Annotated in this window: 21 protein-coding genes and 1 other RNA gene; 10 read left to right on the forward strand and 12 right to left on the reverse strand. The window is 65.7% G+C overall.

Going from position 1 to position 24,479, the window contains the following annotated elements; translation table 11 throughout:
• Positions 1-30: 30 nt before the first annotated feature.
• The 7 genes from ybgC to FJV43_RS11970 form a co-directional block, all read right to left on the reverse strand.
• Positions 31-480, reverse strand: coding sequence for a tol-pal system-associated acyl-CoA thioesterase (gene ybgC, locus FJV43_RS11940; protein WP_082822106.1), 450 nt, complete (start codon positions 478-480; stop codon positions 31-33).
• 67 nt (positions 481-547) lie between these two features.
• Entirely contained in the window at positions 548-1,468 is a 921-nt protein-coding gene (locus FJV43_RS11945) for a metallophosphoesterase (protein WP_239627201.1), read from the reverse strand.
• Positions 1,469-1,573: 105 nt separating this feature from the next.
• On the reverse strand, positions 1,574-2,443 hold the full coding sequence (locus FJV43_RS11950) for a DUF6869 domain-containing protein (protein WP_239627203.1): 870 nt from the start codon (positions 2,441-2,443) through the stop codon (positions 1,574-1,576).
• A 97-nt stretch (positions 2,444-2,540) separates the two neighbouring features.
• On the reverse strand, positions 2,541-3,599 hold the full coding sequence (ruvB, locus tag FJV43_RS11955; protein ID WP_239627205.1) for a Holliday junction branch migration DNA helicase RuvB: 1,059 nt from the start codon (positions 3,597-3,599) through the stop codon (positions 2,541-2,543).
• Entirely contained in the window at positions 3,596-4,213 is a 618-nt protein-coding gene (gene ruvA, locus FJV43_RS11960; RefSeq protein WP_131871891.1) for a Holliday junction branch migration protein RuvA, read from the reverse strand. Before ruvA ends, ruvB begins: the two co-directional genes overlap by 4 nt.
• Before the next feature lie 240 nt (positions 4,214-4,453).
• Entirely contained in the window at positions 4,454-4,981 is a 528-nt protein-coding gene (gene ruvC / locus FJV43_RS11965) for a crossover junction endodeoxyribonuclease RuvC (protein WP_239627207.1), read from the reverse strand.
• Positions 4,982-5,190: 209 nt separating this feature from the next.
• The gene (locus tag FJV43_RS11970; protein ID WP_239627209.1) at positions 5,191-5,937 is read right to left on the reverse strand and encodes a YebC/PmpR family DNA-binding transcriptional regulator; all 747 of its coding nucleotides are present in this window, start codon (positions 5,935-5,937) and stop codon (positions 5,191-5,193) included.
• Between the two features lie 204 nt (positions 5,938-6,141).
• On the opposite strand from FJV43_RS11970, the gene FJV43_RS11975 reads away from it, so the two are divergent.
• The 5 genes from FJV43_RS11975 (at position 6,142) to FJV43_RS11995 (ending at position 14,156) form a co-directional block, all read left to right on the forward strand.
• On the forward strand, positions 6,142-7,890 hold the full coding sequence (locus tag FJV43_RS11975; RefSeq protein WP_239627211.1) for a methyl-accepting chemotaxis protein: 1,749 nt from the start codon (positions 6,142-6,144) through the stop codon (positions 7,888-7,890).
• A gap of 108 nt (positions 7,891-7,998) precedes the next feature.
• Positions 7,999-9,423, forward strand: a complete 1,425-nt coding sequence (locus FJV43_RS11980) for a methyl-accepting chemotaxis protein (protein WP_239627212.1) — start codon at positions 7,999-8,001, stop codon at positions 9,421-9,423.
• 751 nt (positions 9,424-10,174) lie between these two features.
• On the forward strand, positions 10,175-10,639 hold the full coding sequence (locus FJV43_RS11985) for a (2Fe-2S)-binding protein (protein WP_239627214.1): 465 nt from the start codon (positions 10,175-10,177) through the stop codon (positions 10,637-10,639).
• An 8-nt stretch (positions 10,640-10,647) separates the two neighbouring features.
• Positions 10,648-12,816, forward strand: coding sequence for a xanthine dehydrogenase family protein molybdopterin-binding subunit (locus FJV43_RS11990; protein WP_239627216.1), 2,169 nt, complete (start codon positions 10,648-10,650; stop codon positions 12,814-12,816).
• Positions 12,813-14,156 carry a cytochrome c gene (locus tag FJV43_RS11995; RefSeq protein ID WP_239627217.1) on the forward strand — a complete coding sequence of 448 codons (1,344 nt, stop codon included), beginning with the start codon at positions 12,813-12,815 and terminating at the stop codon, positions 14,154-14,156. Before FJV43_RS11990 ends, FJV43_RS11995 begins: the two co-directional genes overlap by 4 nt.
• Positions 14,157-14,450: 294 nt before the next feature.
• On the opposite strand, the gene FJV43_RS12000 is transcribed toward FJV43_RS11995, so the two are convergent.
• From FJV43_RS12000 to FJV43_RS12020, 5 genes are all read right to left on the reverse strand, one after another.
• The gene (locus FJV43_RS12000; RefSeq protein ID WP_239627219.1) at positions 14,451-15,275 is read right to left on the reverse strand and encodes a TIGR00282 family metallophosphoesterase; all 825 of its coding nucleotides are present in this window, start codon (positions 15,273-15,275) and stop codon (positions 14,451-14,453) included.
• A complete protein-coding gene (locus tag FJV43_RS12005; protein WP_239627220.1) occupies positions 15,253-15,849 on the reverse strand; it encodes a 5-formyltetrahydrofolate cyclo-ligase in 597 nt (198 codons plus the stop codon). Before FJV43_RS12005 ends, FJV43_RS12000 begins: the two co-directional genes overlap by 23 nt.
• 203 nt (positions 15,850-16,052) lie before the next feature.
• Positions 16,053-16,213: non-coding RNA, 6S RNA (gene ssrS, locus FJV43_RS12010), on the reverse strand.
• Positions 16,214-16,491: 278 nt separating this feature from the next.
• A complete protein-coding gene (locus tag FJV43_RS12015) occupies positions 16,492-16,875 on the reverse strand; it encodes a cell division protein ZapA (RefSeq protein WP_028182480.1) in 384 nt (127 codons plus the stop codon).
• Entirely contained in the window at positions 16,872-17,162 is a 291-nt protein-coding gene (locus FJV43_RS12020) for a DUF4164 domain-containing protein (protein ID WP_008546526.1), read from the reverse strand. Before FJV43_RS12020 ends, FJV43_RS12015 begins: the two co-directional genes overlap by 4 nt.
• 395 nt (positions 17,163-17,557) lie before the next feature.
• Here FJV43_RS12020 and tkt point away from each other — a divergent pair, with 395 nt between their 5' ends.
• The 5 genes from tkt (at position 17,558) to FJV43_RS12045 (ending at position 24,476) form a co-directional block, all read left to right on the forward strand.
• Complete coding sequence (gene tkt, locus FJV43_RS12025; RefSeq protein ID WP_239627222.1) at positions 17,558-19,543, forward strand: transketolase; 1,986 nt, start codon at positions 17,558-17,560, stop codon at positions 19,541-19,543.
• A gap of 149 nt (positions 19,544-19,692) precedes the next feature.
• Positions 19,693-20,700 carry a type I glyceraldehyde-3-phosphate dehydrogenase gene (gap, locus tag FJV43_RS12030; protein WP_239627224.1) on the forward strand — a complete coding sequence of 336 codons (1,008 nt, stop codon included), beginning with the start codon at positions 19,693-19,695 and terminating at the stop codon, positions 20,698-20,700.
• A gap of 151 nt (positions 20,701-20,851) precedes the next feature.
• Positions 20,852-22,048 carry a phosphoglycerate kinase gene (locus FJV43_RS12035; RefSeq protein WP_239627226.1) on the forward strand — a complete coding sequence of 399 codons (1,197 nt, stop codon included), beginning with the start codon at positions 20,852-20,854 and terminating at the stop codon, positions 22,046-22,048.
• A 39-nt stretch (positions 22,049-22,087) separates the two neighbouring features.
• Positions 22,088-23,155, forward strand: coding sequence for a class II fructose-bisphosphate aldolase (gene fba / locus FJV43_RS12040; protein ID WP_239627227.1), 1,068 nt, complete (start codon positions 22,088-22,090; stop codon positions 23,153-23,155).
• A 295-nt stretch (positions 23,156-23,450) separates the two neighbouring features.
• Positions 23,451-24,476, forward strand: a complete 1,026-nt coding sequence (locus tag FJV43_RS12045) for a class I fructose-bisphosphate aldolase (protein ID WP_239627229.1) — start codon at positions 23,451-23,453, stop codon at positions 24,474-24,476.
• Positions 24,477-24,479 lie beyond the last annotated feature (3 nt).

A 24,479-nucleotide genomic window follows, 5' to 3' on the forward strand; every position in this document is an offset into this window, starting at 1 on the left:
CCACAAATCAGGCGATCACTTATCGGGCGATCACGAAATCAGATCGGCCTTCATCAGCGTGCGTATCGACTTCGGAATCGGCTGGGCGCGACCGCCGCTGATGAAGGCAACGCGGACCTCGGCCTTCACCAGCACGTCGTGGCCGCGCCGCACCTCCTGCGCCAGCATGATGGACGCACCCTTCACCGCGACCGGCCAGGTCACGACGTCGAGCACGTCGTCCATTCGTGCGGGCTTGAGGAAATCCAGATGCATCGAGCGGACGACGAAGGCAAAGCCTGCGCCCTCCGTCTCGACCTGCTCGAACAGCGCCTGCTGCTCGGCGCCCATCAGCCTCAGATGATTGGTGCGTCCGCGCTCCATGTAGCGCAGATAGTTGGCGTGATAGACGATCCCCGAGAAATCCGTGTCCTCGTAATAGACGCGGACCTGCATGTGGTGGCGGCCGTCGCGGATCTCGCCGTCCAGATGGGCAGTCACGTCGTGAGCCTCTTCGCTTGTCGCTGCCGGCCCGTTTTGCGCAAAAACCGCGGTCCGCGCAAGCGTGTTACGACACAACCGGCGCGGCCCGCCCCAGCCTCACCTCGACGATCTCCGGCGGCACCCCGACGCGGAGCGGCATGATGCTGCAACCGAGGCCACCGGAGATGATGACGTCGCATTTCAGCCTGACATGACCATAGGCGAGGCGGACGCCGTCCTGCGGCGGCACCGCGGGGGACCAGCCGAGCAGGCGGACCTGGCCGCCATGGGTGTGGCCGGACAGTTGCAGCGCGACACGCGCCGGCACGCGCGGCGCGATGTTGGGCTCATGCGCGAGCAGGATGATGGGCGCATCGTCCGTGACCTTGGCGAGCGTCGCACTGAGATCGTCAGCGCCGAACCGCGCCATGCCGCGAAACCGGCGCGCGGGCAGGAACGCAAGTTGATCGCCGAGACCGGCGAGCCAGAACGGGCGGCCGTCCTTGGTGAGGCGCACGACGTCGTTCTCGTAGACGGGGATGCCGGCCGCTTCCAGTGCACGGTGCGCGACGGTCGGCCCCTGCCCGGCCCGCTGCACCGTCCTGTCATCCCAATAGTCGTGGTTGCCCATGACGGCGTGGACCCCGAGCGGCGCCTTGAGGCCGGCCAGCACGCGTGCCCATTCGCTGCACGGAATGATGCGCGTGACCTGATGCAGGCCGGCGACATAGTCGCCGAGCAGCACGATGAGGTCGGCGTTCAGCGCGTTGGTGCGGTCGACGATGGCCTCGACCCGGTCGAGCGGCATCCAGGGATCGCAGGCATGGAGGTCGGCGATGACGGCGATCTTCAACGGAAGATCCGCCGGCCATTGCCGCGGCGTCGGATGATAGCGGGTGACGCGGAGCCGCAGCATCGGCTCGACGCCGACGCCATAGGCGGCCGTCGAGACGCCGAGGGCGGACAGACCGCCGATGGAACGGATGAGATGACGGCGCGTGATCATGGAAGCCCGTTTCTGATGCAGCTTCTCGATGCGACGCGATTGAAGCAGAATTGGGATGCGCTCGTGCAGATCGTCTGCATCCTCGTGCAGACGCCTGCACGGGCATCACCAATGGCTTTCGCCAACCAGCGCATCCAGCCGCGTCTTCAATTCGTCCGACACCCGGTAGTACCAGACACCGCCGAGCAGATCGCGAAAACGTTCATTGACACGCGCCTCGCGCTCGATGCGGTCGATCGTGCCGGCGCTGATCACATCTTCGAGGGGACCTGCTGCCAGCAGCGACAGCAACACCGGATTGGCCTCGATCTTCAGGATTTCCAGGATCAGATCGATCATTCTATCGGGATCGTCCTCGCGCAGGTCTCGCTCGAAATCCATGATCGCGAACAGATTGTCGTCCCGGTCGCGCTCGGATCTGGAATATTGCTCGACCCAGGCGCGCGCGAGCCTGGCGGTCGACATGTTGGCGAAATCGAGCGGCTCGCGCGGCGTGCGCTGCGCCAGATGATCGGCCTGCCAGGCCTTGCTGTCGGCAAGTCCTGCAATACGCGACATCAAGGGGTCGTCGGGATCGACATGCACGCCACCGAGCAGCCAGCGCAACCGGTCATTGTGCCCGGCCTCGTGCTCGATGCGCGCGATCACCTCCTCGCCGTGTGCGTAGAGCAGCGACAGCAGGAACTTGTCGTTGAGCTGCATCACGGTCGGCTTGTCGGCCTCGGACTTGAGCACCTCCAGCACGAGATCGAGCGCCTGTTGCGGCCGGCGGTGCGGCAGACGGTCGAAATAGAGTTTCAAGGCCCAGATGCTGCCGACCTGGTCGCGCCGGCTGACGCGTTGAAGCGCGCACCACATCGACGCCAGCTCGCCGAGCGGCATCGGGTCCAGGAACGCCTCCGTCTCATCAGGCGTCTGCAGCTGCGGCGCAGCCGCGATGACCTCGAGCAATCCAGCGTCGCCCGTCAGCCCCATTCTTCCTACTCCAATCCGTGTGCGAGAGCGGCGATGCCGTGCGCCGCACATCGGATTAGTAATGGGATTGAACCGGCGGGTTCACCGGTTGCGGCAGTCAGTCGTCTTCGGACGGATCGGTGCCGAACAGGCCGAACTGAGACGGATCGCGGCTGGGCTCGGCGAGACCGAGATGGCGGAAGGCGTGCGAGGTGAGCAGCCGGCCGCGCGGAGTGCGCTGCAGATAGCCGCACTGGATCAGATAGGGCTCGATGATGTCCTCGATCGCATCGCGCGGCTCGGACAGCGCGGCGGCCATGGTCTCGACACCGACCGGGCCGCCGCCATAGTTGAGCGCGATGGTCGTGAGATAGCGGCGGTCCATGGCGTCTAGGCCGGCGGCGTCGACCTCGAGCGCGCTCAGCGCGTGGTCGGCGATCTTGCGGTCGATCGTGGCGGCATCGGCCGCCGAGGCGAAATCGCGGACGCGCCGCAGCAGGCGGCCGGCGATGCGCGGCGTGCCACGGGCCCGGCGCGCGATCTCGTTGGCGCCGTCCGCGCTCATGCCGACATTGAGCACGCGCGCGCCGCGGCTGACGATGCTCTCCAACTCCTCGATCGTGTAGAAATTCAGCCGCACCGGGATGCCGAAGCGGTCGCGCAGCGGATTGGTCAAAAGGCCTGCGCGCGTGGTGGCGCCGACGAGCGTGAACTTGGACAGCTCGATCTTCACCGAGCGCGCGGCGGGCCCCTCACCGATGATGAGGTCGAGCTGAAAATCCTCCATCGCGGGATAGAGCACTTCTTCCACGGCCGGGCTGAGGCGATGGATCTCGTCGATGAAGAGCACGTCGCGCTCTTCGAGATTGGTGAGGAGGGCGGCGAGATCGCCGGCCTTGGCGATGACAGGCCCCGAGGTGGCGCGAAAGCCGACGCCGAGCTCCTTGGCCACGATCTGCGCCAGCGTGGTCTTGCCGAGGCCGGGCGGCCCGACGAACAGCACGTGATCCAGCGCCTCGCCGCGCTTGCGCGCCGCCTCGATGAAGATCGACAGGTTCTTGCGCGCCTGCTGCTGGCCGACGAAATCGGACAGCGATTGCGGACGCAGCGCGGTATCGCCGACATCGTCGCTGCGGCGCTCGGGAGTGACCATGCGGCTGGCCTTGGGATCGCTCACTTCGCGAGCTCCTTCAGGCCAAGACGAATGAGCTGCGCGGTCTCGGCATTCTCGCCCGCACTACGCGACGCCGATGCAATGGCGGCGGCGGCCTGCGGCTGGCCGTAGCCGAGATTGACCAGCGCGGAGATCGCATCCGCCACCGGGCGCGGCGCGCGCTGGTCGTCGACGGCGCCGGCGAGATGCACGACGGCGGGATCGACATTGGCAAAGGCCGGCGCCTTGTCCTTCAACTCGGTGACGATGCGCTCGGCGACCTTGGGGCCGACGCCGGGCGTGCGTGCCACCGCGGCCTTGTCGCGCAGCGCAATGGCATTGGCGAGATCGGCCGGCGCCAGCGTGCCGAGCACGGCGAGCGCGACCTTGGCGCCGACGCCCTGCACGGTCTGGAGCAGGCGAAACCATTCGCGCTCCTGGTCGGTGCGGAAGCCGAACAGCTTGATCTGGTCCTCGCGGACATAGGTCTCGATCGACAGCACGGCGGCTTCGCCGGGCGAGGGCAGATGCTGCAGCGTGCGCGAGGAGCAGTGCACCTGGTAGCCGACGCCGCCGACGTCGAGGATGACGAAATCCTCGCCGTAGGAATCGATCAGGCCCTTGAGCTTGCCGATCATCGCTGCGCACCCATCGCTTGAAGGACGCACGGCATCATCTGTCCGTTCCCTCCCCCCTTGTGGGGGAGGGTCAGGGAGGGGGGTGCCACACGGGGATTGTCTCGAAGGCGTGAGGACTGCGCGCCAGGCTCGTCAATGACGGCGGCACCGCCGCTGCGGCTACCCCTCTCCCCGACCCTCCCCGACAAGGGGGGAGGGAGCACACCGTCCATGCGGCTCATCTGTGCCTCACAACGCGCATTAGAGACCCGCCACCTTCAGCCGCAGCGCCGTGCTCTGGCGGTGATGGGCGTGAGTGATGGCGATGGCGAGCGCGTCGGCGGCGTCCGCGGACGGCGGCTCGGCCTTGGGCAGCAATATCTTCAGCATCATCGCGATCTGTTGCTTGTCGGCGTGACCGGCGCCGACCACGGTCTTCTTGACCTGGTTCGGCGCATATTCGGCGACAGAGATGCCGAACATTGCGGGCGCCAGCATGGCGACGCCGCGGGCCTGGCCGAGCTTCAGCGTGGCAACGCCGTCCTTGTTGACGAAGGTCTGCTCGACCGCCGCTTCCATCGGCTGGTGGTTGGAGAGAACGGCCGCGAGCCCTTCATGGATCGCGAGCAGGCGGCTCGACAGCGGCAGATCGTCCGGCGGCTCCACCGAACCGCAGGCGACGTAGATCAGGCGATTGCCTTCGGCCTCGATCACGCCCCAGCCGGTGCGGCGCAGGCCGGGGTCGATGCCGATGATGCGAACGGGGCCACGAATCGGGAGCGCGGTCATGGGCCAGTGATAGCGGCTGGCCGCCGCGGGGGAAACAGAAACAGAACGGAAGTAACAGGGGAAAGGCGGTCTCGTGCCCCGGGCGTAGCGCGGCACGCAGTGCCGCGACGCTGAACCGGGGCCCAGAAGGCGTCTGGACCCGGAGAACGATGGGTCCCGGCTCTGCGCAGCAGCGTTTCACGCTGCAGCGCGTCCGGGACACGCGAGCCCTACCCGCCCATCTTCGCGACCAGCGCGTCCGATATCTCGAAATTGGCGTAGACCTGCTGCACGTCGTCGTGCTCGTTGAGCAGGTCCATCAGCTTGAGCAGCTTCTCGCCGGTCTCGTCATCGACGGTGACCGTGTTCTGCGGCTTCCAGATCAGCGCGGCCTTGCGCGGCTCGCCGAACTTGGCTTCCAGCGCCTTGGCGACGTCGCGGTAGCCTTCGGTCGAGGCGTAGATCTCGTGGCCGTTCTCGCCCGAGACCACGTCGTCGGCGCCGGCCTCGATCGCGGCATCCAGCATGGCGTCGTCGGAGGCGACGCTGCGGTCATATTCGATGACGCCGGTGCGGTCGAACATGAAGGACACCGAGCCGGTTTCGCCGAGATTGCCGCCGGACTTGGTGAAGAAGGAGCGAATGTCGGAAGCGGCGCGGTTGCGGTTGTCGGTCAGCGCCTCGACGATGACGGCGACGCCGCCGGGGCCGTAGCCCTCGTAGCGGATCTCGTCATAGTTCTCGCCATCGCTGCCGAGCGCCTTCTTGATGGCGCGCTCGATGTTGTCCTTCGGCATGTTCTCCTGGCGCGCGGCGATCACGGCGGCGCGCAGGCGCGGGTTCATGGCGGGGTCGGGCGTGCCGAGCTTGGCCGCGACGGTGATTTCCCGCGCCAGCTTGCCGAACAGTTTCGACTTCTGGGCATCCTGCCGCCCCTTGCGGTGCATGATGTTCTTGAATTGGGAATGTCCGGCCATGCGTGGTCTCGTTAAGGAATCGTGCGCCAAGGTGAGCGTGGGAAGCGCGGCCTTATAGGCCGCCAACCCACCGGAATGAAAGAGGCTCTACGACTTTAAGGTAACACCGTACTCGCCCGTGCCTAGAGGTCAGGCACCGTTAACCCTGATTTCATTCCGGACTGCGAAAATAGCGCCCGACCGTTCTCCGACAAGAGAGGCCCGATGGCGTTCGGATTATTTCGGAAGCGTCTGCCGGACCCGGCTGCGCCTGCGACAGCCCTGGAGGCTCCGCAGCCGGCGGCCCATTCCGCGACCGCGCCGGCCGCCGAAAGTGATTCGGCCCGGGAAATCCTGGAACTGCTGGAACTCGAGCTGGGCGCGATGATCCGCCAGCTCGAACGCGCCGCCAATTCGGTGGCCGGCGGCGCCGAGGCGACCGCCGCGACGCTTGCCGCCATTCGCGACCGCACCGACGCCCTGACCGGCCGGACCAACGCGGCGCAGTCGACCGCCTCCACCTTCGCCCATGCCGCCGACAAGTTCACCCAGTCCGCGCAAGGGATCGGCGCGCAGGTCCGCAATGCCGGCAAGCTCGCCGACGAGGCCAGCGCCGCGGCGCAGGAAGCCCGCGCCAATGTCGAGCGCCTGCGCGAATCCTCCGCCGCCATCGGCAATGTCGTCAATCTGATCGCGCAGATCGCGCGGCAGACGACGCTGCTCGCGCTCAACTCCACCATCGAGGCCGCACGCGCCGGCGATGCGGGCAGAGGCTTTGCGGTCGTCGCCACCGAGGTCAAGGCGCTCGCGGTGCAGACCCAGGGCGCGACGGAAGAGATCACCAGGAAGATCGACGCGCTCCAGCGCGACGCCGCCGGCTCTGCCGATGCCGTGCACCGCATTTCGCAGGCGATCGAGGCGATCCGCCCGGTGTTCGACACCGTCAACGGCGCGGTCGCCGAGCAGAACGCCACGACCAGCGAAGTTTCCGGAAATGCCGCCAGCGCCTCGGAGTTCATCATCTCGGTCGGCGAGAGCGCGGCCGAGATCGATGCCGCGACCAAGGCGGCCGAGACCCATGGCGAGAGCGTCGCCAGCGCCGGCAAGGCCGTTACCACTTTTGCTCAAAAGCTGAAATCGCGCTGCGCCGTGCTGCTCGGCCAGAGCGAGCACGCCGACCGCCGCAAGACCGAGCGGCTGCCCTGCCATCTCAGGTTCGAGACCACGCGCGGGGTCATGCCGGTCTACGAAATCGCGATGGACGGCGTTCTGATCGGCGGCGCGGATGCAGCCAGGCTTGCACCGCAAGCGATGATCGAAGGCACCCTCGAAGACATCGGCGCCTGCCGCCTGCGCGTGGTCGAGCAATCCAAGGCAGGCGCCCGCGCGCAATTCGTTGGTGCCAGCGCCGCGCTCAACGAGAAGATCGAGGACAAGCTCTGGTCGATCCATGAGGAGAACACGGAGCTGGTCACCCGTGCCATGGAGGCGGGCAATGCGCTGACCAAGATATTCGAGCAGGCGGTCGCGCGCGGCGAGGTCAAGCTGGAGGACCTGTTCGACACGGACTACGTGGAAATTGCGGGCACCAATCCGCAGCAATTCCGCACGAAATATCTGGACTGGGCCGACCGCGCCCTGCCGCCGTTCCAGGAAGCCTTTCTGGCGAGGGAGCCGCGGATGGCGTTCTGCGCCATGGTCGACCGCAACGGCTTCCTGCCGGTCCACAACAAGATCTATTCGCACACGCAGCGGCCCGGCGACGTCGCCTGGAACACGGCCAACAGCCGCAACCGGCGGATGTTCAACGATCCGGCGGGGCTCGCTGCCGCGCGCAACCTGCGCTCGTACCTGGTCCAGAGCTATGCGCGGGACATGGGCAACGGCAACACGGTGATGATGCGCGAGATCGACGTCCCGATCCGCGTGCAAGGCCGGCACTGGGGCGGATTTCGCACTGCCTACAAGCTGTAGTGCACGCTCAGGCAAGACGGCCGCGGCGAATCATCCTCTAAGGTCGAATTTGGAATGGGAATGCCGCCGTGAGCCGGTGAACGGCTCTGACTGGAGGACTCATCGAACATGTCCGTCGCACACCTTGCCGTCATGGACACCGGCTCCAACCGCACCCTCGCCGAGCGGCTGATCGACCAGCTCGCCGACCGCATCGGCGGGCTCGGCGTGGAACTCGCCGACATCGCCGGCAACGTCCAGGAGGTCGCAAGCCGCGTCGCGAACCAGTCGGAACGCTTCCACCACCTGCAGAAGACGGCCGAGACGATGGTGTCGGCCAACCACGACATCGCCAACGCATCGCAGGCCGTGCAGACGACGACGTCCGCGGCAGTCGGCGAGATCGCGCAATCGCGCAGCGCCGTCGACACCGCGGTCAGCCATATCTCCGAGCTGGTCGCAGCCGTGGAGCGGATCGAGGCGCGCCTCAGCGCCGTCGGCTCGGCACTGGCGCAGGTGGCGAAGGTCTCCGGCTCGATCGAGGCGATCGCGAAGCAGACCAATCTGCTGGCGCTGAACGCAACCATCGAAGCGGCGCGCGCCGGCAATGCCGGCCGCGGCTTCGCGGTGGTCGCGAGCGAGGTCAAGAACCTCGCGGAAGCCACCCGCCAGGCCACGCACCAGATCTCCGACACCGTGCGCGATCTCGACGGCCAGATCGAAGGCCTGATCGGCGAGAGCAGCGACGCTTCGCAGCGCGCCAAGACCGCCGGCGAAGGCGCGCAAGCGATCTCCGGCATCATCTCACGCGTCCAGCAGGGCTTTGCCTCCGTGGAGGCGGAGATCGGCAGCGTCACGCGCGCGGCGACCTCCAATCTCGGACATTGCGACACCGTCATCAGCGAGCTCAACGAGCTCGCCAGGGGCGTCGACCTGTCCTCGCGCGATCTCAAGAACGCCGACGAGCGGGTGGCGAAGCTGCTCGACGCCTCCGAAGGTCTGATCGCGCTGATCGCCGACAGCGGCGTGGAGACGTCGGACGCGCCGCTGATCCGCGTCGTCGTCGACACCGCGAAGCGGATTTCGGCGGAGTTCGAAGCTGCGATCGATCGCGGCGAGATCACGCTCGACCAGCTCATGGACGAGAACTACCGCGAGATCCCCGGCACCGATCCAAGACAGTACCTCACCGACTACGTCGAGTTCACCGACCGCGTGCTGCCCGCGATCCAGGACCCGATCCAGAAATCCGATCCCCGCATCGTGTTCTGCGTCGCCTGGGCCAGGGGCGGCTATCTGCCGACCCACAATCCGAACTACCGGCTGCCGCAGGGCAAGGACCCGGTCTGGAACAACGCCAACTGCCGCAACCGCCGCCTGTTCACCGACCGCACGGTGAAGAAGGTCGCAGGCAACACGAAGCCGTTCCTGCTGCAGACCTACCGCCGCGACATGGGCGGCGGGCAGTTCGTGCTGATGAAGGATCTGTCCTCGCCGATCGTGGTCCGCGGCAAACATTGGGGCGCCTTCCGGATGGGCTTTCGGCAGAGCTGACGGTTGCTGCGCGACCGCGCTCCGTTCTCGCCAAAACAAAAAGTTCGAAAACAACCCCATGCACAGTAGCCGGGTTGTGCGGAATCAATGGCTTAGGCGTGCGCCAAGAGGGCGATCAAATCAGACCTGGTCGCGGGTCACCTCTTCCCCCACGTGGAGATGATTCGAGTGCTGGGCGGGATGCGCCCCACACTTGACCCGTCAGGCAAAACAGGGGCATAATGCGACTATTCCGAAATTGACCCCCTCTTCCCTTCTCCCCTTGTGGGAGAAGGTGGCGCGAAGCGCCGGATGAGGGGTCTGTCTCCGCGGGCAGAACTGCTCGATAATGACGAGGGTCCTACGCGGATAGAGACCCCTCACCCCAAACGTATTCGCGTTGACTGACGTCGCCGCCCTCTCCCACAAGGGGAGAGGGCACAACAATGTCGGCCGTTCCCCGCCGCCCCACTTTCCCAATCGCACGAGTTTCGTCTTTGCATGATTTTGCGCGTTCGCACGATCATCTGCGGCGGCCGATGTCGCACGCGACGAAAATGGGTCAAAACATGACGATTATCATATCAATTGGCCCAAAAACTTTGCAGCGATCGTCGCACAAATTCGTGAATGTCATGGCCTCACGCCTCGTTCGCGCAAATATGCATTGCCGGAAATTTCGACGCTTCATCGTTTCGCATCGGTATGATTATGGTCGCGCAAAATTCGTCGACGTGATCGCCGCACGCGATCGCCGAGCAAGGGAATGCATATGGCAACTGTTCTCACCATCAACGGCGAAACGAAATCGTTCGACGCGCCACCGGAAATGCCGCTGCTGTGGGTGCTGCGCGACATCCTCGGAATGACCGGCACCAAGTTCGGCTGCGGCATCGCGCAATGTGGCGCCTGCACGGTGCATGTCGACGGCAAGGCGGTGCGCTCCTGCGTGCTGCCGGTCAGCGCGGTCGCGAACCGCGCTGTCACCACCATCGAGCACGTCGGCAGCACGCCTGCGGGCGCGAAGGTGCAGAAGGCCTGGCTCGATGCCGAAGTGATCCAGTGCGGTTACTGCCAGTCCGGCCAGATCATGTCGGCCGCCGCGCTGCTGGCGGCAACGCCGAACCCCGACGATTCCGACATCGACGCCGCGATGGCCGGCAACATCTGCCGCTGCGGCACCTATGTGCGCATCCGCGAGGCCATCAAGCAGGCCGCCAACGGCCGTCAGTCCTGAGGTCCGCCATGAACGCACATAACAACGTCTCCCGCCGCGCGCTTCTGACCGGCGGCCTCGCCACCGGATTCCTGCTCGCCTTCCACCTGCCGCTGCGCGCCGCCGTCAACGAGCCGGTGCAGCCGGAGGACAAGACCGACGGCAAGTTCGCGCCGAATGCCTTCATCCGGATCGACCCGGAAGGTGCGACGACGCTGGTGATGCCGCAAGTCGAGATGGGACAAGGAATCTATACCGCGATCTCGATGATCCTGGCAGAGGAGCTCGACGCCGACTGGTCAAAGGTCCAATTGCTGCACGCACCCGCCAACGAGAAACTGTACGGCAATCCCATTTTCATCATTCAGGCGACCGGAGGCTCGACATCGGTCAGGGCGTTCTGGAAGCCGCTACGTGAAGCCGGCGCCAGCGCGCGCGCCATGCTGGTGCAGGCCGCGGCTGCACAATGGGGCGTCGATCCCGCCAGTTGCACGACATCGAAAGGCGAGGTGACCCACAAGGCGAGCGGTCGGACCGTCTCCTACGGTGCGCTGGCCGCCGCCGCAGCAGGCCAGACGCCGCCCAAGACTCCCACGCTCAAGGACCCCAAGGATTTCGTTTATATCGGCCAGCCGTTCAAGCGGCTCGACACCCCCGACAAGGTCAACGGCAAGGCCGTCTACGGCATCGACGCCATCGTGCCGGACATGAAATTCGCGACGCTGGCGCAGTGCCCGGTGTTCGGCGGCAAGGTCGGCAAGGTCGATGACCGTGCCGCGAAGCAGATTCCGGGCGTGCGAAAGATCGTCGTGCTCGACGACCTCGTCGCCGTCGTTGGCGATCACATGTGGGCGGCGAAAAAAGGCCTGGACGCGCTCGACATCGAGTGGAACGAGGGAGCGAACGCAAAGATCAATTCGAAAGCGATCTGGGACGATTTGCGCGCCGCCAGCGCAAAGGACGGCGTGGTCGCCAAATCAACCGGCGACATCGCCAAGGGTCTCGCGAGCGGCGAAAAATTCGAAGCTTCGTTCGAGCTGCCGTTTCTCGCCCACGCAACGATGGAGCCGTTGAACGCCACGGTGCATTGCAAGCCCGATTCATGCGAGATCTGGACCGGAACGCAGATCATGGCGCGTGTGCAGTCCGAGGCGGCGAAGGCCGCCGGGCTTCCGGTCGAGAAGGTGATCGTCAACAACCACCTGCTGGGCGGCGGCTTCGGCCGCAAGCTCGAGCCCGACATGGTGGTCGCGGCCGTTCGCATCGCCAAACAGGTCGACGGGCCGGTCAAGGTGGTATGGACCCGCGAGGAAGACATTCAGCACGATATCTATCGTCCCGTGTATCGCGACACGATCGCAGCGAGCCTGTCCGGTGGCAAGATCGTCGGCTGGAAATACAAGATCACCGGCGCTGCGATCATCGCGCGCTGGCTGCCGCCGGCGTTCCAGAAGGGCATCGATATCGATGCGATCGATAGCGCCACCGACGTGCCCTACGAGATCCCGAATGTCCACGTCGAATATGTGCGGGCCGAACCGCCGGCGATACCAACGGGGTTCTGGCGCGGGGTCGGCCCCAACAACAACGTGTTTGCGGTCGAATGCTTCATCGACGAACTGGCGCGCAAGGCGGGCAAGGACCCGGTCGAGTTTCGCCGTGGCATGCTGGCCAATCAGCCGCGTTTCCTGTCCGTCCTCAATCTCGCGGCAGAGAAAGCCAATTGGGGTCAACCCTTGCCCGCGCGCGTCGGACGCGGGGTGTGCTTGCAGCCGTCGTTCGGGAGTTTCATTGCAACCGTCGTGGAGGCTGAGGTCGACGAGCAAGGCGAGATCAATCTGCGCCGTGCGACCTCGGTGGTGGATACCGGCATCGCCGTCAATCCGGATACCATCGTGGCTCAGGTCGAGGGCGGGCTGATCTTCGGCCTGACCGCCGCGCTCTATGGCGAGATCACCATCGAGAAGGGGCGCGTCCAGCAATCCAACTTCAATGACTACCGGATGTTGCGGATCAACCAGACGCCGAAGATCGAGGTTCACGTCGTCAAGAGCGGCGAGGCACCCGGCGGAATTGGCGAGACCGGCACGACGGCCGGACCGCCGGCGCTGCGCAATGCGATTTATGCCGCAACCGGCGTGGCGCTGCGGCGCCTGCCGATCGATCGGACACTGCTGGCTGCGGGGAAGAAGGCATGAGCGGCAAGATGCGTATCCTCACAAGCGTCGTCGCGATCGCCATCGTCGCGGCAGCAGTCGGCGTCTTCATCATCCGCGGGCCCGGCCCGCTCGACTTCGCCGGCGGCACGAAAGTGGCGCTGGCGGATTACCGCGCGGGCAAGCCGACCGGCGTGCCGGCGAAGCTGGAGAAAGCCGGCATCGTCGAGCGCGGCGAATATCTCACCAAGGCCGCCGACTGCATGGTGTGCCACACCAAGCCGGGCGAGAAGGAGTATTCCGGCGGGCTTGCCTTCAAGCTGCCGTTCGGCACGCTCTATTCGACCAACATCACGCCGGACAAGGACACCGGCATTGGCAATTACAGCGACCAGGATTTCCTGAACGCGGTCCAGCACGGCAAGCGCCGTGACGGCGCGCGGCTCTATCCCGCGATGCCCTATACGTCCTACACCTTCATGACGGACGAGGACGTGCTGGCGGTGAAGGCCTATCTGTTCAGCCTGCCGGCGGTGCGCGCCAAGGCGCCCGACAACACGCTGTCGTTCCCGTTCAACCAGCGCTGGGCGATGATGTTCTGGTCGGCCGTGTTCAATCCGGACACGCGCTTTGCGCCCGACACCTCGAAGAGCCCTGAGTGGAACAGAGGCGCGTATCTTGCGGAGGCGCTGGCGCATTGCGGCGAGTGCCACACCCCGCGCAATCTCGGCTTCGCGCTGGACAACCGCAGGAAGTTCGCCGGCGCCATCACGGCGGGCTGGCGCGCCTTCAACATCTCCTCGGACAAGGCGACAGGTCTCGGCAACTGGAGCGACCAGGATCTGATCTCGTATCTGTCGCTCGGCCATGCGCCGGGTCATGGCTCGGCCTCGGGTCCGATGGGTGAGGCGGTCGACCACAGCTTGAGCAAGCTCGCCCCCGAAGACATCAGCAGCATCGTTGCTTACCTGCGCAGCGTGCCGCCGCTGCCCTCGCCCGACCTGCCCGCCACCACGGCACCGGTCGCCCCCGCCTCGCACCGCGAGGGCGTCACGGCGGACGCCCGCGGCAAGCAGGTGTTCGCCAGCGCCTGCGCCAGCTGCCACGGCTGGAGCGGCGAGAGCCCGGTCTCGCCGATGGCAACGCTCACCGGCACCTGGGCCGTCAACGACCCCGCCGCCACCAACGTCGCGCAGATCGTGCTCTCGGGCACCAAGCGCCACACGCCCGACGGCGCGCTGTCGATGCCAGCGTTCGGCAACGCCTACACGGACGACGAGATCGCGGCGGTGGCGAACTATGTCACGGCGCGGTTCGGGACGAAGGGCTCGAAGCTGACGGCGAAGGACGTCGCGGAGCTGAGGGGGCAGACGGCGGAGTAGGCTTGTCTCCTCCCCTGGAGGGGCAGGGCTATCGCATATGAATGACACGGGGACTGTCTGCAGGCTTGCTCCGCCTCTCCCGCTTGCGGGAGAGGCCGACGCGCTCGCGGAGCGCGGCGGGTGAGGGCTCTCGCCGCACAGGGACGTCCTCAGTTAATCTCAATAGGCCCAGCGCGGAGACACCCTCTCCCCAACCCTCCCCCGCAAGCGGGGGAGGGAGCCCACTGCCGATGCCGCTGCATTCTGCACATCATATGCGATTGCCCTGCCTGGAGGGGCAGGGTGGCAGTCTACTCAGCTCAACCAGAACTTCGGCGTCGCCGGCTCCAGCCGGCCGCCCACACGCACTGGCGCGATGCGTAGCGCGAGCCCCGTCGCATCGTCGGTCTCCACCGCGACGCCGCTGAGCGTCGCTGCGCCCGCGGCGGGCTCGAAGCGGGCGGATGGAATCCCTGACGTAAACCGGCGCAGCGGTTCTTCCTTCTGCATGCCGATGATGGAATCGTAATCGCCGGTCATGCCGGCGTCGGTCATGTAGGCGGTGCCGCCTGCGAGGATCTGGTGGTCGGCGGTCGGCACATGGGTGTGGGTGCCGACGACGAGGCTGGCGCGGCCGTCGCAGAAGAAGCCGATGCCCTGCTTCTCGCTGCTCGCCTCGCAATGAAAATCGACGACGATGGCGTCGGCGGCAACGCCGAGCGGACAGGCGCCAAGCTCGCGCTCCAGCGCCGCGAAGGGATCGTCGAACGGGGTCATGAAGACGCGGCCCAAGGCGTTAACGACGAGGGCATGCTTGCCGTTCTTGGTCTCGACCAGCGCGGCGCCGCGGCCGGGCGTGCCGCGCGGATAGTTTGTGGGGCGCACCAGGCGATCGGCGCGCTCGATGAACACCAGCGCCTCGCGCTGGTCCCAGGAATGATTGCCGAGCGTCACCGCATCGGCGCCGGCCTCGAGAAACTCCTGGTAGATCGCCTCCGTGATGCCGAAGCCGCCAGCGGAATTCTCGCCGTTGACGACGACGAAATCGAGCGACCAGTCCTTGACCATGCCGGGCAGATATTCGGCGATGGCCTCGCGCCCGCTACGACCGACGACATCACCCACGAAGAGAATGCGCAACTTCAGAACTCCGGAAATCGAACACGTCCGATTCCGTTAGCACATAATCCAGCGCGACGTCGTGGGATAGTGCCGGAACCGCCTCGATCTCCTGCGCCGCAAAGGCAAGCCCGATGCCGATGATTTGCTTGGTCTTGCGCAAATGCGCGAAGGTGAAATCGTAATGGCCGGCACCATAGCCGATGCGATGGCCGAGACGGTCGAAGGCCGCAAGCGGCGTCAGCATGATGTCGGGGATCACTTCGCTTGCTGCCGGCGACGGCTCGGGAATGCCGAGCGGGCCGAGCGTCAGGCGGTCGTTCGGATGGAAGATGCGGAAGATCAGCGACTGGCCGCGCGCGGCCACGCAAGGCAGCGCCAGCTTTGCGCCCTGCTCGGCGAGCCGCTTCATCAGCGGCAGGGGATCGATCTCGTTGCGGATCGGCGAATAGCCGGAGACGATGCTGCCGGGCAGCAGCTCGAACGGCAACCCGCGCTTGGCGAGCTTTGCGGCCGCAGCGATGCGCTTCTTGTCGCTCAGCGCGTCACGCCTGGCGAGGGCTTTGGCACGGAGCTCGGCTTTGGAAGCGGACATGCGCTTTGGTCCCCCACGTCATCGCCCGCGAATGCGGATGATCCAGTATTCCAGAGACGCCAGTGCTAGAACCTCGACGCCGCGGCGTACTGGATGCCCCGGCCCTCCGTGCGCAATTGCGCACTAGGCGGGGCATGACACCGAACCTTGAGCTGAACCGCAAGCGTGTCGGGGACGCAATTCGACAGACACGAAGAAAACAGTACGAAGCCGCGAACGCCGTTGAAGCACTCGATCCCGGAGTTCCCTACGAAAGTAGGTGGGCACCATATGTCCGGGCCCACGGGCCCGGCCAGGGACAGTTCCCTAAAGGATCGATAAGGCCCCGGGGATATATGGCTCCTGACGCACGTCGCAGCCTCGCTTGGGCAATGTAACAACTGTACTGACGAAGTGCCAGTGCGGTGAAAAGCGAGCTTCGGCCGAGCCACGGCGGAAGTGCGCTCCCTCCCCCGCTTGCGGGGGAGGGTTGGGGAGAGGGTGTCTCCGCGACGGGACAATCCCCTAGAGGAGAGAACCCTCACCCGGCGCACGGGACGAAGCTTCGCTTCGCCCGGATGCGCCGACCTCTCCCGCAAGCGGGAGAGGCGCGTCGCCCGCGGCCAAACCGACTACAACAATAGGCAACCTCTTCTGCGGCCCCTACCCGATCGCGATCCCGCCTCCGACCGTGCGGTTCAGGACCTGGGTCGACTTCTCGATGCGTTCGGCTGCGGCATTCAGCGCATTCACCACCGCGGTCTGCGTCATCCGGGCGCGCTCGACGGCGGCGTTGCGGAAGTCCCGGAGCTCGACCAGCTCCTGCTCCATGGTGCGGATGCGGTTGCCGGCGTCGATCAACTCGTCGCACACGGTCAGCGCCGCCATCACCGTGAGGCGCGCATCGCCGATCTCGCCGAATTTTCCGCGCAGCGACTGGATGCGCGTCTCCAGGCTCTCGGCGAGCTTGAGCAGCCGCACCTCCTGGCCCTCCTCGCAGGCCATGCGGTATTGCCGGCCGTTGATGGTGACGTTGATGTGGCTCATCCGTCCTCTCCGGTATCGAGCACCGAGCGTATCGTGACGATTGCGGAATCCAGCCGGTCGGAAATCTCGCGATTGGTGCGCTCGAGCTTGCGCGCCTTCACCAGCGCGCCGTCGAGCTCGTCGGCGAGTCGCGAGCGATCAGCGCCGAGCGCCTGGATCCGCGCCGCGAGTTCGTTCTCGTCGCGATCGGCATCGCGTCGCCGCTCGACCGCGCTTTCGAGTGCGTCGAGCGCCGCCGTGAGCCTGCGGGTCGCAATCTCGATCTCGACGGCGGATGATTCCGTCATGGCGGAGCTATTGGACACGCGATCGTTCATGCAGTCAGCGGCGGAACCTGGCGGCCTTTGCCCAGTGGCCTTTCCCTGGAGCTTGCCGTCCGGCAAAAGACTCGGTTCGGCAAGCGGTTAGAAGCAGAAATTTACGTGGCAAGCTAGCCCAGCGCAACGCCGCCGCAAAACTATGCACCGATCAATCGGGACGCGGTTGCGATCGATCGATTCCTTCCGGCACGATCCCGGCGGAAAACTGATCTCGACCGGCAACTTTTACGGCCAAACCGGCGTTTGACCGCCTTGGACTCCCGGAACCGAGGTGCTATCCCAGCCCCGACCTTCAGTGGCCGCCAGGCTCCTCCCGCGCGGGCGTACATCGCCAAGCGCCTCATTTCAGACGGATTTCAGACATGACGCAGGTCGATCACACCCGTATGGCCAACGCGATCCGCGGCCTTTCGATGGACGCTGTCGAGAAGGCGAAATCGGGCCATCCCGGCCTGCCGATGGGTGCCGCCGACATCGCCACGGTACTGTTCACGCAGTTCCTGAAATTCGACGCCGCAGCGCCCGCCTGGCCGGACCGCGACCGCTTCGTGCTCTCGGCCGGCCACGGCTCGATGCTGCTCTATTCGCTGCTGTACCTGACCGGCAATACCGAGATGACGCTGGACCAGATCAAGCAGTTCCGCCAGGTCGACTCGCTCACGCCCGGCCACCCCGAGAATTTCCGCACCAAGGGCATCGAGACCACGACCGGCCCGCTCGGCCAGGGCATCTCGACCGCGGTCGGCATGGCGCTCGCCGAGAAGATGCTGGCCGCCGAGTTCGGCAAGAAGATCGTCGACCACCACACCTATGTGCTCGCCTCCGACGGCGATCTGATGGAAGGCGTGTCGCAGGAAGCGATCGCGATGGCCGGGCACTGGAAGCTCAACAAGCTGATCGTGCTCTACGACGACAACGGCATCTCGATCGACGGCCCGACCTCGATCTCCGATTCCGTCGACCAGGTGAAGCGCTTCAAGTCGGCGGGCTGGGCCGCCGAGAAGATCGACGGCCAGGATCAGGCCGCCATTGCCGCCGCCATCACCCGCGCGCAAAAATCGAACAAGCCGACGCTGATCGCCTGCCGCACCACCATCGGCTTCGGCGCGCCGCACAAGGCCGGCACCTCGAAGGTGCATGGCGAGGCGCTCGGCGCCGACGAGCTCAAGGCCGCCAAGGAAAATCTCGGCATCTCGCTCGAGCCGTTCTCGGTGCCCGACGACGTGCTGAAGGCATGGCGCGCGGCCGGCAGCCGCGGCGCCGCGGCACGCCAGGAATGGGAAGCACGGATCAGTGAGCTCGGCAGCCGCAAGCGCGCCGAGTTCGAGCGCCGCCTGCGCCATGAGCGTCCGGCCTCGCTGGCCAAGGCGCTGAAGGCACACAAGAAGGAGCTGCTGGAGAAGCCGCTGACGGCGGCGACGCGCAAATCGTCGGAGGCTGCGATCGAGGTGATCGCCGCGGCCATGCCGATGGAATTTCTGGCCGGCTCGGCCGATCTCACCGGCTCCAACAACAACAAGGCGAAGTCGGCGACCGCGTTCTCGGCCAAGACGCCGAAGGGCCGCTTCATCCATTACGGCATCCGCGAGCACGGCATGTGCGCCGCGATGAACGGCATCTTCCTGCACGGCGGCTTCGCGCCGAACGGCGCGACCTTCCTGGTGTTCACCGACTACGCACGTCCCGCGATGCGCCTCGCCGCACTGATGGGCACCGGCGTCGTCTATGTGATGACGCACGACTCCATCGGCCTCGGCGAAGATGGGCCGACGCATCAGCCGGTCGAGCATCTCGCCGCGCTTCGCGCCATTCCGAACATGCGCGTGTTCCGCCCCTGCGATTCCATCGAGGTCGCAGAATGCTGGGAGCTCGCGCTCAACCGCATCGACGGTCCGACCGTGCTGGCGCTGACGCGACAGAACCTGCCGCAGCTGCGGACCACCGCACCGAGCGACAATCCCTGCGCAGTCGGCGCCTATGAGCTGGTCGCGGCCCAGGGCGAAGCCAAGGCCACGCTGTTTGCCTCCGGCTCCGAAGTCGAGATCGCGGTCGCGGCCCAGAAGCAGCTCGCGGAACGCGGCATCGCGTCACGCGTTGTCTCTGTTCCCTCGCTCGAGCTGTTGTTAGCGCAACCAGAGGCCAAGCGTGCCACAATCATCGGCAACGCGCCGGTCAAGATCGCCATCGAGGCCGCCGTGCGCTGGGGCTGGGATGCCGTGATCGGCCAGGACGGCGAATTCATCGGCATGCATTCCTTCGGCGAAAGCGGTCCCGCCAAGGAGCTTTACAAGCATTTCGGCATTACCGCCGAGGCCGCGGTTAACGCTGTGCTGAAGCGCATTTCCTGAGAGTTGAGCTTGCCCCAAAAAAGGACTACGTAGTCTTCCATATGATCAAGCACCGCCCGGCCGAACCGGGCGCCCGCCCCTAAAAAACCCTCGCAGGCGCACGAAAGCGCGTTGTGCGGGATGACAACGGTCATTGAAGGAGACGAAACATGGCAGTCCGCGTCGGAATCAACGGTTTTGGCCGCATCGGCCGCAACGTCCTGCGGGCTATCGCCGAGTCAGGCCGCAAGGACATCGAGGTCGTCGGTATCAACGATCTCGGCCCGGTCGAGACCAACGCCCATCTGCTCCGTTTCGACAGCGTCCATGGCCGCTTCCCCGGCACCGTCACCGTCGACGGCGACTCCATCAGCTTCGGCAACGGCAAGATCAAGGTGACCGCCGAGCGCGATCCCTCGAAGCTGCCCTGGAAGGATCTCGGCGTCGACATCGCGCTGGAATGCACCGGCATCTTCACCTCGAAGGACAAGGCCTCCGCGCATCTGACCGCCGGCGCCAAGCGCGTGCTGGTCTCCGCGCCCGCCGACGGCGCCGATGCCACCATCGTCTACGGCGTCAACCACGACACCCTGACTAGGGATCACCTGGTCGTCTCGAACGGCTCCTGCACGACGAACTGCCTCGCGCCGGTCGCCAAGGTGCTGAACGATCTCGTCGGCATCGAGACCGGCTTCATGACCACGATCCACGCCTATACCGGCGACCAGCCGACGCTGGACACGCTGCACAAGGATCTCTACCGCGGCCGCGCCGCTGCGATGTCGATGATCCCGACCTCGACCGGTGCTGCGAAAGCGATCGGTCTCGTGCTGCCCGAGCTGAAGGGCAAGCTCGACGGCGTCGCGATCCGCGTGCCGACCCCGAACGTCTCGGTGGTCGACCTCAAGATCGTCGCCAAGCGCGCCACCGACGCCAAGGAGATCAACGCGGCGATGAAGCGCGCCAGCGAGCAGCAGCTCAAGGGCATCCTCGGCTACACCAGCGCGCCGAACGTCTCGATCGACTTCAACCACGATCCGCACTCCTCGACCTTCCACGAGGACCAGACCAAGGTGCAGAACGGCACGCTGGTGCGCGTGATGTCCTGGTACGACAACGAGTGGGGCTTCTCGAACCGCATGGCGGACACCGCCGTCGCGTTGGCGAAGGTGATCTGACTCCGCTCTCGTGTCCCGGACGCGATGCAGCGTGAAGCGCTGCGTCGCAGAGCCGGGACCCATCTTAACCGCGGGACTCGCCGCAACGTGGGTCCCGGTTCTGCACAGCGGCGCCTTGCGCCGCAATGCGCCCGGGACAAGGAAGCGTCCGATGACCAACAAATTCCGCACCCTCGACGACGTCGACGTGAAGGGCAAGCGCGTGCTGCTGCGCGTCGACCTCAACGTGCCCATGGAGAACGGGCGCGTCACCGACGCGACCCGGCTCGAGCGCGTGGCGCCGACCATCACCGAACTCGCCGACAAGGGCGGCAAGGTCATCCTGCTCGCGCATTTCGGCCGGCCGAAGGGGCGCGATGCCAAGGACTCGCTCAAGCCGGTCGCCGAGGCGCTGTCGAAGGTGGTGAAGAAGCCGGTCGGCTTCGCCGATGACTGCATCGGCGAACCCGCAGCAAAGGCCGTGGCCGGCCTAGAGGACGGCGACATCCTCTGTCTCGAAAACACCCGCTTCCACAAGGAAGAGGAAAAGAACGATCCCGCCTTCGTCGCGGAGCTCGCCAAGCTCGGCGACATCTGGGTCAATGACGCCTTCTCGGCGGCGCACCGCGCCCATGCCTCGACCGAAGGCCTCGGCCACAAGCTGCCGGCCTATGCCGGCCGCACCATGCAGGCCGAGCTCAATGCGCTGGAGAAGGCGCTGGGATCCCCGACCAAGCCGGTGATCGCGATCATCGGCGGCGCCAAGGTCTCGACCAAGATCGACCTGCTCGAAAATCTCGTGACCAAGGTCGACGCGCTCGTGATCGGCGGCGGCATGGCCAACACCTTCCTGCACGCCCAGGGCGTCGCGATCGGCAAGTCGCTGGCCGAGAAGGACCTCGCGCCGACCGCGCTGCGCATCATGGAGAAGGCGGACGCCGCCAACTGCGCGATCATCCTCCCCGTGGATGCGACCGTCGCCTATCATTTCGCGGCCAACGCGCCGTCGCATGCCTATGGGCTCGATGCGATCCCGGCCGACGGCATGATCCTCGATGTCGGCCCGCAATCGGTCGCGCGCGTCCACGCGGCGATCGACGATGCGGCAACCCTGGTCTGGAACGGACCGCTGGGCGCCTTCGAGATGCAGCCGTTCGACCGCGGCACGGTCGCGGCCGCCAAGCATGCCGCCGAGCGCACCAAGGCGAAGAAGCTGGTCTCGATCGCGGGCGGCGGCGACACTGTCGCTGCGCTCAACCAGGCCCATGTGGCCGGTGACTTCACCTATGTGTCGACCGCCGGTGGCGCGTTCCTCGAATGGATGGAAGGCAAGCCGCTGCCCGGCGTCGAAGTTCTGCGTATCAAGTAATCAAGCGGCCTTGCAGGCCCCAACGGGAGAAAGACACAGATGGCTCGGATCACGTTACGTCAACTGCTCGACCACGCGGCGGAGAACGATTACGGCGTACCGGCCTTCAACATCAACAACATGGAGCAGGCGCTGGCGATCATGGACGCGGCCAACCAGGTCGACGCGCCCGTCATCATCCAGGCCTCGCGCGGCGCGCGCTCCTACGCCAACGACGTCATGCTCAAGCACATGATGGACGCGGTGACCGAGATCTATCCGCACATTCCGGTCTGCGTGCATCTCGACCACGGCAACGAGCCCGCGACCTGCATGACCGCGATCCAGGCGGGCTTCACCTCGGTTATGATGGACGGCTCGCTCAAGGCCGACGGCAAGACCCCCGGCGACTGGGGCTACAATGTCGGCGTCACCAAGACCGTGACCGACATGGCCCATCTCGGCGGCATCTCGGTCGAAGGCGAGCTAGGCGTGCTCGGCTCGCTCGAAACCGGCATGGGCGACAAGGAAGACGGCCACGGCGCCGAGGGCAAGCTCAGCCACGACCAGCTCCTGACCAATCCGGACGAGGCGGTGAAGTTCGTCAGGGAGACCAAGGTCGACGCGCTCGCGATCGCGATGGGGACTTCTCACGGTGCTTACAAATTTACCCGCAAGCCCGATGGCGACATCCTCGCCATGAACGTGATCGAGGAGATCCACCGCAAGCTGCCGAACACCCATCTCGTCATGCACGGCTCCTCGTCGGTGCCTCAGGATCTCCAGGACATCATCAACGCCTATGGCGGCAAGATGAAGCCGACCTGGGGCGTGCCTGTCAGCGAGATCCAGCGCGGCATCAAGAACGGCGTGCGCAAGATCAACATCGACACCGACAACCGCATGGCGATGACCGGCCAGATCCGCAAGGTGCTCAAGGACAATCCGGAAGAGTTCGATCCGCGCAAATATCTGAAGCCGGCGATGGAAGCGATGACCAAGCTGTGCAAGCAGCGGCTTCAGGAGTTCAATACCGCCGGCCAGGCCTCCAAGGTCAAGAAGGTGCTGACCACCGCCGAGATGGCCAAGCGCTACGCCAAGGGCGAGCTCGACCCCAAGGTGGCGTAAGCGATCGCGAAGGTGGCGTAAGGCAGACGCCGCCCCATCTTCCCCCTCGCCCCGCTTGCGGGGAGAGGGTCGGGGTGAGGGGGCGTCTCCCCGGGGACGGTAGCAGTCGAACTCGCGGAGAGCCCCCTCACCCGGATTTCACGCTACGCGCAAAATCCGGCCTCTCCCCGCAAGCGGGGCGAGGCGAAGACCCAGCCTCCCCGCTTTTGCCCTGCGACGAACGTTAACTCGGCAATTGCCCGAGAACGGTCTATTTTTGCGGGCAAGGGCAGAATCGATTTGGGAGGACCTCTCGATGAATCTGACTGAGCTCAACAGGATCGCCACCGCCATGGTCGCGCCCGGCAAGGGTATCCTTGCCGCCGACGAATCCTCCGGCACCATCAAGAAGCGTTTCGACGCCATCGGCGTGGAATCGACGGAAGAGAACCGCCGCGACTATCGCGAGATGCTGTTTCGCGCCAAGGACGCCATGAGCCAGTACATCTCCGGCGTGATCCTCTATGACGAGACGATCTGGCAGGACGCCAAGGACGGCACGCCGCTGGTCAGGCTGATCGAGCAGAGCGGCGCCATCCCGGGGATCAAGGTCGACGAGGGCACGCAAGCCCTGCCGATGTGCCCGGGCGAGCTCGTCACGGTCGGGCTCGACAAGCTCGCCGAGCGGCTGAAGAAATATTACGAGCGCGGCGCGCGCTTTGCCAAATGGCGCGCGGTGATCGACATCGGCAGCGGCATCCCCTCGATGACCGCGATCAGCGTCAACGCCCATGCGCTGGCGCGCTATGCCGCGCTGTGCCAGGCCGCGCAGATCGTGCCGATCGTCGAGCCGGAAGTGCTGATGGACGGCGATCACGACATCGACCGCTGCTATGAGGTGACGCAACGCGTCCTCAACAAGACGTTCCAGGAGTTGCGCGTGCAGCGCGTCGCGCTCGAAGGCATGGTGCTGAAGCCGAACATGACAATCTCGGGCAAGAAGTGTCCGAAGCAGGCCTCCGTCGAGGAGGTCGCGGAGAAGACGATCCGGCTGCTCAAGGCCTGCGTGCCCGCAGCCGTGCCCGGCATCGCTTTCCTCTCCGGCGGCCAGTCGGATGAAGAGGCGACCGCGCATCTCAATGCCATGCACAAGCTCGGCCCGCTGCCCTGGGGCCTGACCTTCTCCTACGGCCGCGCGCTCCAGGCCGCGCCGCAGAAGGCCTGGTCCGGCAAGGCCGGGAACGTCGCGGCCGGACAGCGCGCCTTCAGCCATCGCGCGCGGATGAACGGCCTTGCCTCCAAGGGCGAATGGCAAAGCAGCCTGGAACAGAAGGCAGCGTAGATC

It is taken from the genome of Bradyrhizobium sp. I71 (genome assembly GCF_022354745.1).
GTDB classification, from domain to species: Bacteria; Pseudomonadota; Alphaproteobacteria; order Rhizobiales; family Xanthobacteraceae; genus Bradyrhizobium; species Bradyrhizobium liaoningense.